Consider the following 11485-nt stretch of genomic DNA (forward strand, 5'->3'; position numbering starts at 1 on the left):
CGGGAGCTGCGCGCTGTGAAGATCGAGGTCTGGTCGGACATCGTGTGCCCGTGGTGCTACATCGGAAAGCGGCGGCTGGAGAGCGCGCTCGCCGAGTTCGAGCACCCGGTCGACGTCGAGTTCCGCAGCTTCCAGCTCGACCCGTCCTTCCCGCGCGGGAAGACGATGCCGGTGTACGACGCGCTGGCGGAGAAGTTCGGCGCCATGGACCAGGTCAAGGTCGCGACCGAGCGGGTCACGGCGCTGGCCGCGGTCGAGGGCCTGCACTACGACTACGACCGCCAGGTGATGGTCAACACGTTCGACTCGCACCGGCTCGCGCACCACGCCAAGTCCCAGGGCCTCGGCAACGAGATGCACGAGCGGCTGATGCGGGCACAGCTCATCGAGGGCGAGAACCTGGGCGACGCGGACACGCTCGTGCGCCTGGCGGAGGAGCTCGGTGTGACGGGCGCCGGCAAGGTCGTGACGAGCGACCAGTACACCGCCGACGTCGAGACCGACATCCGCGAGGCACGCCAACTCGGCGCGACCGGGGTGCCGTTCTTCGTGCTGGACCGCAAGTACGGCGTCTCCGGCGCGCAGCCGGTGGAGGTGTTCGAGAAGGCACTGCACACCGCGCTCGAGGACTCGGCCGCCTAACCGGACGACCGGTTGCGGTTCGCGTAGGCGCGAACCTTCGCGCGGTTACCGCAGGCCGCCATCGTGCACCAGGTGCGGCGGCCGCGCGGGTCGAGGAACAGCCAGCCGCAACCCTCGCCGGGGCAGGCACGCACGGTGTCCCGCTCGGGCCGGCCGAGCAGATCGGCGACCGCGAGCGCGGCCGCGTACAGCGGCAGCCTCGGGTCGCCGCTGTCGTGCGCGAGCCGGAACTCGCCGGCACTGGTGAGCCTGCGCAGCGCGTTGGCCTCGTCCGCCACCGCGGCGAGTGCGGGGAAGACGGACTCGTCGCGGTGACGGAACAGCCGGTAGGCCACCGTCCGCAGCTCACGGACGTCGTCGAGCACGCTGCCGTCGCGTGGGCACGGGTTCAGCAGGCCGGTGAACTCGGCCCAGACCGCGAGATGCTCGCCGGTGGCGAGCCACTCGTTGTGGCGCTCGGGCGGGTCGTCCCAGCCGGCGAGCGTGTTGCACAGCTCCAGCGCGGGATGCCCCGCCAGCGGTTTGGGCAGGAGGAGCCCATCCACCTGCACGGCGAACGGCGGCACCTTTTCGCTAACCACTCACACTACGATAACCGGTGTCCTGGGTAACACGAACTGCTCCAACGCACCGCTCGCCGACTTACCGACCGCGCGCGGCAAGCCTGAGCCGAACCGATCCGCCGCGAGGTGAACTATCGACATGGTCGACTCGCTTGTTCGTCGACTTTCCCGTGCTATCGAGCGATTCGAGACCGGGGAGATGGACATCGCCGATCTGCAAGATCGCCTCGAAACCGTTCGGCAGGCGCTGGACCACACCGTCCCCGAGGTGCTGCGGGAACTGGAGCATGTGGTGGCGGAACTGGAGACGATTCGGTTCACCAGGCTCGAGGACGAGCAACGACCGGCCGCCCTGCGTCAACTAGTCGCCGTGAAGGCCGCGGTCAACTCGGTGCTCGAAACCTCCGACGCAGAGGACTGACAGCACAAGGGGCATGGCCCCCGAAGGCCTACGCGATGCGAGGAAGGCGTCCTTCAGCACGCCGCGACTCGTGTCTTCACGGCGCGGCACCCTGCGGTGCTGCCGGGCGCCAGCCGCCCCGCGAAGCGGGTTGACCAGCCCGCATCCCATGCAGGATACGAACTATTCAACAGCCGTGACCCGAGTGAGAAACGCACGCCATTCGGCGGGCCCGAACATGAACACGCCACCATCGGGCTGCTTGCTGTCCCGCAGACCAACCACCCCCGGCACACCGAGGTTCACCTCGACGCAGCCGGTGCCGTTGGCGTTGCTCTCCCGCGCCTTGAACCAACCGTCCACACCGAACAGCCCGACCGCCGATCGGGAGTCATACGTCTGCACGAGCGCACCCCTTTAACAGTCGCGGAGCCGAGCGAGGAACGTACGCCATTCAGCAGGATCGAACATGAACACGCCGCCGTCAGGCTGCTTGCTGTCCCGCAGACCAACCACCCCTGGCGCTCCGAAGCTCACCTCGACGCAGCCAGTGCCGTTGTCGCTACTCGCCCGGGCCTTGAACCAACCGTCCGCACAGAACAGTCCGGCCGCCGAACCGGAGTCATACGTCCGCATGGTTGCACCCCTTCAGTTGCCCTGGTACTCGCGGAGCACTCGGCGGAGGAACCGCCGCGAATCGTATTCTCCCAGGGCAGCACTACGAATCAGCTCCCATCTGCGTTGAAAGATGCGCAGCGCATCCTCATCGTCGATGGTGGCGGAGCCAACCTCATACTCCACGCTGACGAAGTCCCCCATGGTGTCGCTGTTGAACTGCATCAACGTGAAGCCGTAGGTCGCTGCCGGGAACCGAGCATCGAACGGCAGCACCAGGATCGTGAGGTACGGCTGCTTCGACAGCTCCAGCAGGTACTCGATCTGGGTGACCATCATCGGGGGATCGCCCATGTGGCGACGCAGGCATGCCTCGCTGAGCACGAAAGTGCAGTCCGGCGGCGATCCCTGGTCGAAGAGCGCCTGCTGCCGTGCCAGCCGCGCCCGCACCTGTTCCTCGACATCGACCGCCGCGCCGAGCTGGAACTGGCGGCGCATATAGGCCTCGGACTGGATCAGGCCGTCGTGCGCGTCCAGGTGCACGGCCTTGATCACCTTCGCCTGGCGCTCCACCTCCTGGTACTCACTCCACCAGGCCGGCGCCTGGCTGGTGTCGACCCAGACCCCGCGCTGGTCGAACGGCGACCGCGCGAACCTGCGCAGCTCCTCGGCCTTCCCACCGAAGATGCCGTAGCTCTCCAGCATCCTGTCCAGGTCCGTCATCCGCAGCTTGGCGATCTGCGCGCTCTCCATCTTGGCGATCCACGGCTGGCTGCGCCCGATCAGCCGCGCGGCCTCCGCCTGCGTCAGCCCGGCGGCCTCGCGGGCGTCCCGCAGCGCGATGCCGAGCCGGACCCGGCGGTGCGATGGCGTCCTGCTGGACACAGAACCTACTCCTTTTGGCCGATGTCGTATAAGCCACTTGGCTTACATTCGGAATATGCCTACTGTAGCGCGTGAGCACACCGACACGATCCGTAAGGAGGTCCGATGTCAGCCGATCCACCGAGGCACCTGCTGGACACGTCCGATGTGGACCCGTCGACCCAGCCGCCGCTGTGCGACGAGCAGGAGTTCACCGAGCTGGTCCGGCAGATGGTGAACGAAGCGGCGCCGCGACTCTTCGCGGTCGTCCAGGAGTACGGCGAGCGGGTGGACGCCCACGTGGCCGGATGGGGCCTGTGGTTCGGTGACCGAGCGGTCGCCGTCGACGTCGACGGCGGGATGAGGATCGCCCGGTCCGTGGAGAGCGCGATGCGGCTGTTCCGGGACGGCCCCTACATCACCTCCCGCCTGTGGTGGGCCGGTCCCGTACCGGCCCACCACAGCGGGCTACGACAGCACGACGAGTAGGTCGCCGCCCTCCACCTGTTGCACCGAGCCGATCGCCACGCGCTCCACGGTCCCCGCCTTCGGTGCGGTGATCGAGGCCTCCATCTTCATGGCCTCGATCGTCGCGACGGTGTCGCCCGCGTCGACCTTGTCGCCCTCGCGCACCGTCAGCGTGACCACACCGGCGAACGGCGCGCCGACATGGTTCGGGTTGCTCCGGTCCGCGCGCTCGGCCACCGGCAGGTCCGACGCCACCGTCCGGTCCCGCACCGGGATCGCGCGCAGCTGACCGTTGAGGTTCGCCATGACCGTCCGCACGCCGCGCTCGTCCGCCTCGCCGATGGCCTCCAGCTCGATCAGCAGACGCACGCCCTTCTCCAGGTCCACCGGGTACTCGGTGCGAGGCTTCAACCCGTAGAAGAAGTCCTTGCTCGCGAGCACCGAGGTGTCGCTGAACTGCTCGCGGTGCGCCAGGTACTCCCGCGCGGGAGCCGGGAACAGCAGCCGGTCCAGCGTCTTGCGCCGCTCGTTCGCCAGCCCGTCGATGTCCTCCTTGGACAGCGTTGGTGGCTCCGCCGCAGGCGGGCGGCCGCGCAACGCCTTGGTACGGAAAGGTTCCGGCCACCCGCCGGCCGGGTCACCCAACTCGCCGCGCAGGAACCCGATGACCGACGCCGGCACGTCGAACTTGCCGGGGTCGGCCTCGAACTCCTTCGGGTCGACGCCGGCGCCGACGAGATGCAGCGCCAGGTCACCGACCACTTTGGACGACGGGGTCACCTTGATGAGATGGCCGAGCATCCGGTCGGCGGCGGCGTAGGTCGCCTCGATCTGCTCGAACCGGTCGGCGAGGCCGAGTGCGGTCGCCTGCGTGCGCAGGTTCGACAACTGTCCACCTGGGATCTCGTGCGTGTACACGCGCCCGCTCGGGCCTGGCAGCCCGGCCTCGAACGGCGCGTAGATCTTCCGCACGATCTCCCAGTACGGCTCGAGGTCGCACACCGCCTTGAGGTTCAGCCCGGTCTCGCGTTCACTGTGGTCGGTCGCGGCGACGATGGCCGACAGCGACGGCTGTGACGTGGTGCCCGCCATCGACGCCGTAGCACCGTCGACGGCGTCCACTCCGGCCTGGATCGCGGCGAGGTAGGTCGCCAGCTGGCCGCCCGCGGTGTCGTGCGTGTGCAGGTGGACCGGCAGGTCGAACTCCTTGCGCAGCGCGGTGACGAGCCGGTGCGCGGCGGGCGGGCGCAGCAGCCCGGCCATGTCCTTGATACAGAGGATCTGTGCGCCGGCGCCGACGATCTGCTCGGCGAGCTTCAGGTAGTAGTCCAATGTATACAGACGCTCGCCCGGGTCGGACAGGTCGGCGGTGTAGCAGAGCGCGACCTCGGCGACCGCCGTTCCGGTGGACAGCACGGCGTCGATGGCCGGCCGCATCTGCTCGACGTCGTTGAGCGCGTCGAAGATGCGGAAGATGTCGATGCCCGTCTTCGCCGCTTCCTCCACGAACGCGTTCGTCACCTCCGTCGGGTACGGCGTGTACCCGACGGTGTTGCGGCCACGCAACAGCATCTGCAGACACAGGTTCGGCATCTCGGCACGCAGCGCGGCAAGCCGCTCCCAGGGGTCCTCGTGCAGGAAGCGCAGCGCGACGTCGTAGGTGGCGCCGCCCCAGCACTCGACCGACAGCAACTCAGGCGTCAGCTGCGCGACGTACGGCGCGACGGTGCGCAGGTCCTTGGTGCGGATCCGGGTGGCGAGCAGCGACTGGTGCGCGTCGCGGAACGTCGTGTCGGTGACGCCGACCGCCTTCGACTCCCGCAGCCAACGGGCAAAGCCCTCCGGGCCGAGCGCGGTGAGCTTCTGCTTGGAGCCGTCCGGCGGCGTGCCGAGCTCGACGTCCGGCAGCTTCTTGACCGGATCGATGACGTTGGGCCGGTCGCCGTGCGGCTTGTTGACCGTGACGTCCACGAGGTAGGACAGCAGACGGGTGCCGCGGTCGCCCGAGCTGCGAGCCGTCAGCAGGTGCGGCCGCTCCTCGATGAACGACGTGGTGACCCGGCCGGCGATGAAGTCCGCGTCGTCGAGCACCGCCTGCAGGAACGGGATGTTCGTCGCCACACCGCGGATGCGGAACTCGGCGACGGCGCGGCGGGCGCGGGCCACGGCGGCCGGGAAGTCACGGCCACGGCAGGACAGCTTCACCAGCATCGAGTCGAAGTACGCGCTGATCTCGGTGCCGGGCGACACGGTGCCGCCGTCGAGGCGGATGCCGGCGCCGCCTGGCGAGCGGTAGGCGCTGATGGAACCGGTGTCCGGGCGGAAGCCGTTGGCCGGGTCCTCGGTGGTGATACGGCACTGCAGTGCGGCGCCCCGCAGACGAACGGCGTCCTGCGACAGGCCGAGGTCTTCGAGGGTCTCGCCGCTCGCGATGCGAAGCTGGGACTGGACGAGGTCGACGTCGGTGACCTCCTCGGTGACCGTGTGCTCGACCTGGATGCGCGGGTTCATCTCGATGAACACGTGCTGCCCGTCCTCGGACAGCAGGAACTCGACGGTGCCGGCGTTGCGGTAGCCGATGTGCCTGGCGAAGCTGACCGCGTCGGCGCAGATCCGCTCGCGCAGCTCGGGATCGAGGTTGGGCGCGGGCGCGATCTCGATGACCTTCTGGTGGCGGCGCTGCACCGAACAGTCGCGTTCGAACAGATGCATCACGTTGCCCGCGCCGTCGGCGAGGATCTGCACCTCGATGTGGCGCGGGTTGACGACGGCCTGCTCAAGGAACACGGTCGGGTCACCGAACGCGGACTCGGCCTCGCGCATGGCCGCCTCGAGCGACTCACGCAGTGCCCTGGCCTCCAGGACCCGCCGCATGCCGCGCCCGCCACCGCCGGCGACGGCCTTCACGAACAAGGGGAAGCCCAGCTTCTCGCCGGCCGCGAGCAGTTCGTCGAGGTCGGCTGACGGCGCGGTCGACCTGAGTACCGGGATGCCGGCCTCGCGGGCGGCGGCGACGGCGCGGGCCTTGTTGCCGGTCAGCTCGAGGATCTCGGTGGACGGCCCGACGAATGTGATCCCGGCCTCCTCGCAGGCACGCGCGAGCTCGGGGTTCTCGGAGAGGAAGCCGTAGCCGGGATAGACGGCGTCGGCGCCGGCCTTGCGAGCGGCTTTGATGATCTCCTCGACGGAGAGGTAGGCGCGGACCGGGTGACCTGGCTCACCGATCTCGTAGGCCTCGTCGGCCTTCATGCGGTGCGCGGAGTTGCGGTCCTCATGGGGAAAGACGGCAACCGTGCCGGCGCCCAGCTCGTATCCGGCGCGGAAGGCCCGGATGGCGATCTCGCCGCGGTTGGCGACGAGCACCTTGCGGAACATGCCGTACCTCCAGTCAGGGGGTCGGGAACTTCCGGAAACGTTACCCGGAAGTTCCCGCCTGTCGGGAGCGAAGTCCCACGTGATGGGTGCCTCTGTCAGTCCTCGGGAAGGGTCATCTCGACGGTGGCGGTGCCTGACGCGGTGACACCGCCGTCGGCGCAGCGGAACCCCGCCGACTTCAGCGTGAACGTGGCGTCGCTCAACGTGGCAGGCACCTCGAAGACGAGGGTCTGCTCCGACGCGTACTCCTTCATCGTCGAGTGCTTGTCGACGACCGGGTAGGCGCCGCCCTTGTCGTCGGCCAGGTTGAAGTCGGCGAACGGCACCACACAGTGGGTCGCGGACGGGTTGGATTCGAGCACCCCTTCGCCGGTCGGCTCATAGGTGACGATCAACCACGCCTTGTCCGTGTCGCCCGGTACATCCGCCAGCCGGGGGGCGAAGTACGTGAGCTCGGCCCGCGTGACCCCGACGACATAGGTGCCGACCTCACCATCCTCATTGGTCACATCGATCTTCTGCGGCGTGAGGTTCTCCACATAGACCGACGGTGCGTCCGCGGAGCGGTACAGGATCGCCGGCTGCTCGCCGACGCGTTCGCCCTCCAGGAGGTCGAACTGCTGGGCGAGGTCGGCGTACTTGAGCTCCAGCTCGACCTCGCGGCGGTCATCGGGAACGGCGACGAGGTAGGAGAGGGTCTGGTCCTCGTTCTGATCGTTCACTGTGTACTCGAACCCGGGCAGGCTGCGCTGCCGCCCGTCGACTGAGACGGTGGCCTTGACCTTGTCGCTGAGGTCCTCGTCGGTGAAGGGCGTCACGCGGAGGCGGAAAGCGAGCAGGGTGGAGTCCTCACCGGCGCCATACTCGCTGTCGATGTCGGCCTCGACCACGTCCCCGGTGCCGAAGTCCACCACGTCCACGGCCACCCCGTAGCTGCGGAGCCGCCCGTCGTCGGGCGAGTCGAGGCGGATGCCGTCGAGCTTGTCGACCTGGACTACCTCGCCGTCCCGCAGCCGCTCTCCGTCGAACGGCGCGCTGCTGGTCTTGGTGGTCTTGGCCTGCTTGGTGGCGACCGGCGTGCCCTCCGTGCCACTGGCGCAGGCCGTGGCAAGGAGCGCGACGACCGCGGTCAGTAGTGCGAGTGCCCTGCGCATGCTTCCCCTCAGTTCTTCTCGTTTGCGCCTCCGACGCATGCGGTCGGCTGACGGTTGCGACATCGTGCCGGTCAGTAGCCTCTGGTGCCGTGGACGATCTGGACCGGTGGACCCGGGTACTGCCGCTCGGGTCCGGCGCCTTCGGCGAGGTGCACCTGGCATGGGACCGAGTGGACGGTTGCTGGGTGGCGTGCAAACGTTTCACCGGCCAGGACGAACTCGGTCTACTGCGGATGGTGATCGAGTCCCGGATCCGGGTGTCCCACCCCCACCTGGTCCGCACGCTCGCTTTCCGCCTGGCGGACGACCAGGCGTGGCTGATCACAGAACTGGCCCGGGGCGGTTCGCTTCGAGCACTGATCACCCGAACGGGTGCGCTCCCGTGGGGCTGGGTCGCGGAGGCGGTGGACCAGATCCTTGCGGCGCTGGCCGCTCTCCACGCGACCGGCGTGGTGCACCGCGACCTGAAACCGGCGAACCTGCTGCTCCGCTCGTACGGTCCCACCCGACCTCACCTACTGGTGGGTGACTTCGGCATAGCGACGTGGCGAACAGTGTCGATGACAGGCGTCGGCGCGGCGATCGGCACACCCGGTTACCTGGCCCCGGAGTACCTCGACGGCCACCAGCCGTCCCCGGCCACCGACCTGTTCGCCGTGGGTGTCCTGGCGGCCGAGCTGCTGTCCGGCCGACGGCTCGTCCACTACAGCAACGCCTCCCCGACGATGCCGTCCTCGTGGCGCGACCAGGTACCGGTCCCGCCGGACGTGCCGCCTCGACTGACGGCCGTGCTCCAACGGTTGGCCGACCCGGATCCGACACGCCGGTACACGGACAGCACACAGGCACGAGAGGCGCTGTTGGCCGCGTGCCCACCCGGCTCCCGAGGCGACCTGACGACGGTCGTGGCCGCTGATCTGCTGGCCTCCGTCCCGCCTGGCTGGACCCCAGAGGGTCCGGAGCAGTCGACGACCGAACTGCCTTCCGCGCCGGCGGAAGCCCTCGACACCGAGCACGCCCCACTGAATCTGGTAGGCCTCCCCATCGACGGCGGCGCGACCGTCCTGACGCAGGAACATCAGGCCACCCTCAGCCCAAACAGCCCGCCTCCACAGCTCGCCGCCCCCGCGAGTGGCTCATCCACTCAGCCACCCACTGGCTCATCCACTCAGCCACCTAGTGGCTCAGCCACTTCCCCGGCGCCAACTGGCTCATCCACTCGTCCACCCAGTGGCTCAGCCACTTCCGCGAAGGCCGGCCGCACGGCGCGGCGGCGTCGGAGGTTCACGCGGGTCGTGCTCCTCGTCGTCGTCCTGGCCTTCGCCGGTGGCGCCGGAACGCTCTGGTGGGCCGCCAACCACCGCACCCTTTCCGGTCAACCGTCGGCCTCCGGCGCGAGCACCAGCGGACCAGTGGGCGCCAGCCGGTGGGAACCCACGCTCGTGGAACCGTGCAGCCGCGTCGAGCGGACGACCGTGCGCCAGGGCCGGAACGGCAGGGAACGCTGCCAGCGCACCCCGAACGGCGCCGACGCACAACACTGGGTCGAAGAACCAGCCACGGGATTCCCCAAGTCCAACGCCGACGGCCCGTTCCCCGGCGAGTCGTGCACCGCCGACGGGGACAAGGACTACTCCCCCGTCGGCGATCACGTGATCTGCGAAGACGGGACCTGGCAGATCATCACCTAACCGACATACAGCAACCGGTTCGCCGTCCCCATCGGCACGTTGCACAGTCTGTCCTTTGTGGACGCCGTGACCAGCGCCGCGGACACGGCAGCCGCCGACGCCGTCGGGTTGTCCTCCAGGTAGATCCCCACCGCGCCGGCGACGTGCGGCGCCGACAGCGACGTGCCCGTCAGCGTCGCGACAGCGCTGTCACTCGTTCCCCACGGCCCGACGATCCGCACTCCCGGCGCGAACATGTCCACCACGGCCCCGCGGTTGGTGCTCGACGACAGGCAGTCCCGCATGTCGCTCGCCCCGATGGTCAGCGCCTCGGCCACCCGCGCCGGCGAGAAGTTGGCCGCGTCCGACGCGGAACTGCCCGCCGCGACCGTGTAGCTCACCCCGGACGCGATCGAGTTGCGCACCGCCGTGTCCAGCGCCGCGTTCGCCGCCCCGCCGAGGCTGACGTTCGCCACCGCGGGCTTCACGGCGTTGGCGGTCACCCAGTCGATCCCGGCGATCACGTCCGACATCGAACCGGAGCCGTTGTCCCCCAACACTTTCACCGGCACGATCTTGATCTTCTTCGCCACCCCGTACGTGGCGCCGCCGATGATCCCCGCGATGAACGTCCCGTGCCCGTTGCCGTCGGCGGGATCCGCGTCGTCGTTCGCGAAGTCGTAACCACCCGCCACCCGACCACCGAAGTCCTGATGCGTCTTCCGCACACCCGTGTCGATCACGTACGCGGTCACGCTCGGCGCCTCGTTCGGATACCGGTACACCCCGTCCAGCGGCAGGTCACGCTGGTCGATCCGGTCCAGCCCCCACGACGGCGGGTTCACCTGCTCCCCCAGCGCGTGCACCGGCGTGTCCGGCACGACAGCGTCCACACCGGACTCGCGAGCCAGCGATAACGCCTCTTTTTCCGTCAACCGCGCCGTAAATCCGTGCAGCGCCGCCGAATAGACGTGCGTCACGGACGAAAACCGGTGCGTGAAAGCCCCCGCATCCCCGTCCAACACCACAATGTAAGCGCGTTCAGGAGATGCCTCGGCGGGCACCGCCCACACCGTCGCGAGCAGACACGCGACCCCCACCCTCGCCACCATTTTTCGCAGGTTCATACCCACAGTCGTTACGCGATTACGCAAATGGGATCAAGATTCACCAGTTGCCACCTGTGGCTAGCCCTACCCCCGATACGGGGGCACGCACCCGTGTGCCGGCACACGTCCACGCAAGACCATCAGGACCGTTGCCAGACAAGGGGAAAGGGGGCACCAGTGCGCACGCAACCAGTAACGGTGCGCGTCGCGAGGTGGAGCGCGACGCATCCGTGGCGGGCGATCGGCCTGTGGGTCGTGTTCGTCGCGGTGTGCTTCGCCGGGGGCGGGTGGGCCGGCACCAACAACGCGACCGACGAGGACCTGGCCATCGGCGAGGCCGGCCGCGCCACGACGATCGTGGCCGAGGGAGACTTCGAGGAGCACTCCAGGGAGAACGTGCTCATCACCGCCAGGGAAGGGCGACTCGACCAGGCCGAGGGGCAATCGGCCGCGGCCGACGCGAAGCGGCGCATGGAGGCACTCGACGAAGTCGATTCGGTCGGCGACCCGGTCCCGTCGCGGGACGGCACCGCGTTGCTCGTGCCGGTCACGATGGCCGGCGACGAGGACACCGCGAGCGACAACGTCGGCGTGCTCCTCGACCAGACCGCCGCCGTCCAGAAAG

Annotated in this window: 11 protein-coding genes and 1 pseudogene; 5 read left to right on the top strand and 7 right to left on the bottom strand. The window is 68.8% G+C overall.

Features of this window, described 5'->3' with window-relative positions:
• The first annotated feature begins 15 nt into the window (after positions 1-15).
• Complete coding sequence (locus VF106_RS20185; RefSeq protein ID WP_330841314.1) at positions 16-642, top strand: DsbA family oxidoreductase; 627 nt, start codon at positions 16-18, stop codon at positions 640-642.
• On the opposite strand, the gene VF106_RS20190 is transcribed toward VF106_RS20185, so the two are convergent.
• On the bottom strand, positions 639-1223 hold the full coding sequence (locus VF106_RS20190; RefSeq protein WP_330841315.1) for a CGNR zinc finger domain-containing protein: 585 nt from the start codon (positions 1221-1223) through the stop codon (positions 639-641). The two genes, VF106_RS20185 and VF106_RS20190, sit on opposite strands and share 4 nt — an antisense overlap.
• A 121-nt stretch (positions 1224-1344) precedes the next feature.
• Between VF106_RS20190 and VF106_RS20195 the strand changes: the two genes are divergently transcribed.
• Positions 1345-1626 carry a hypothetical protein gene (locus VF106_RS20195; protein WP_330841316.1) on the top strand — a complete coding sequence of 94 codons (282 nt, stop codon included), beginning with the start codon at positions 1345-1347 and terminating at the stop codon, positions 1624-1626.
• A 162-nt stretch (positions 1627-1788) separates the two neighbouring features.
• Here VF106_RS20195 and VF106_RS20200 read toward each other — a convergent pair whose 3' ends face one another.
• The 3 genes from VF106_RS20200 to relB are packed head-to-tail and all read right to left on the bottom strand — an operon-like array spanning position 1789 to position 3105.
• A complete protein-coding gene (locus VF106_RS20200) occupies positions 1789-2010 on the bottom strand; it encodes a DUF397 domain-containing protein (protein ID WP_330841317.1) in 222 nt (73 codons plus the stop codon).
• A 12-nt stretch (positions 2011-2022) separates the two neighbouring features.
• Entirely contained in the window at positions 2023-2241 is a 219-nt protein-coding gene (locus tag VF106_RS20205; RefSeq protein ID WP_330841318.1) for a DUF397 domain-containing protein, read from the bottom strand.
• A 12-nt stretch (positions 2242-2253) separates the two neighbouring features.
• The gene (gene relB / locus VF106_RS20210; protein ID WP_330841319.1) at positions 2254-3105 is read right to left on the bottom strand and encodes a type II toxin-antitoxin system RelB family anti-toxin; all 852 of its coding nucleotides are present in this window, start codon (positions 3103-3105) and stop codon (positions 2254-2256) included.
• Between the two features lie 105 nt (positions 3106-3210).
• On the opposite strand from relB, the gene VF106_RS20215 reads away from it, so the two are divergent.
• The gene (locus VF106_RS20215; protein WP_330841320.1) at positions 3211-3573 is read left to right on the top strand and encodes a hypothetical protein; all 363 of its coding nucleotides are present in this window, start codon (positions 3211-3213) and stop codon (positions 3571-3573) included.
• On the opposite strand, the gene VF106_RS20220 is transcribed toward VF106_RS20215, so the two are convergent.
• Together VF106_RS20220 and VF106_RS20225 are read right to left on the bottom strand one after the other, a co-directional pair.
• Positions 3553-6927 carry a pyruvate carboxylase gene (locus tag VF106_RS20220; RefSeq protein WP_330841321.1) on the bottom strand — a complete coding sequence of 1125 codons (3375 nt, stop codon included), beginning with the start codon at positions 6925-6927 and terminating at the stop codon, positions 3553-3555. The genes VF106_RS20215 and VF106_RS20220 overlap by 21 nt on opposite strands.
• Positions 6928-7022: 95 nt before the next feature.
• Positions 7023-8081 carry a hypothetical protein gene (locus VF106_RS20225; RefSeq protein ID WP_330841322.1) on the bottom strand — a complete coding sequence of 353 codons (1059 nt, stop codon included), beginning with the start codon at positions 8079-8081 and terminating at the stop codon, positions 7023-7025.
• 89 nt (positions 8082-8170) lie between these two features.
• On the opposite strand from VF106_RS20225, the gene VF106_RS20230 reads away from it, so the two are divergent.
• Entirely contained in the window at positions 8171-9772 is a 1602-nt protein-coding gene (locus VF106_RS20230; protein WP_330841323.1) for a serine/threonine protein kinase, read from the top strand.
• On the opposite strand, the gene VF106_RS20235 is transcribed toward VF106_RS20230, so the two are convergent.
• Positions 9769-10878: a S8 family peptidase gene (locus VF106_RS20235; protein ID WP_330841324.1), complete on the bottom strand. Its 1110-nt coding sequence runs from the start codon at positions 10876-10878 to the stop codon at positions 9769-9771. The genes VF106_RS20230 and VF106_RS20235 overlap by 4 nt on opposite strands.
• A 159-nt stretch (positions 10879-11037) precedes the next feature.
• Here VF106_RS20235 and VF106_RS20240 point away from each other — a divergent pair.
• A pseudogene (locus VF106_RS20240) lies at positions 11038-11485 on the top strand (MMPL family transporter); the annotation flags it as partial.

It is taken from the genome of Actinophytocola sp. (assembly GCF_036378875.1).
Taxonomy (GTDB): domain Bacteria; phylum Actinomycetota; class Actinomycetes; order Mycobacteriales; family Pseudonocardiaceae; genus Actinophytocola.

Coding starts and splice junctions, on each gene's coding strand:
- VF106_RS20195 (WP_330841316.1), top strand. CDS start 1,345: ATGGTCGACTCGCTTGTTCGTCGACTTTCCCGTGCTATCGAGCGATTC.
- VF106_RS20205 (WP_330841318.1), bottom strand. CDS start 2,241: ATGCGGACGTATGACTCCGGTTCGGCGGCCGGACTGTTCTGTGCGGAC.
- VF106_RS20215 (WP_330841320.1), top strand. CDS start 3,211: ATGTCAGCCGATCCACCGAGGCACCTGCTGGACACGTCCGATGTGGAC.
- VF106_RS20220 (WP_330841321.1), bottom strand. CDS start 6,927: ATGTTCCGCAAGGTGCTCGTCGCCAACCGCGGCGAGATCGCCATCCGG.
- VF106_RS20225 (WP_330841322.1), bottom strand. CDS start 8,081: ATGCGCAGGGCACTCGCACTACTGACCGCGGTCGTCGCGCTCCTTGCC.
- VF106_RS20235 (WP_330841324.1), bottom strand. CDS start 10,878: ATGAACCTGCGAAAAATGGTGGCGAGGGTGGGGGTCGCGTGTCTGCTC.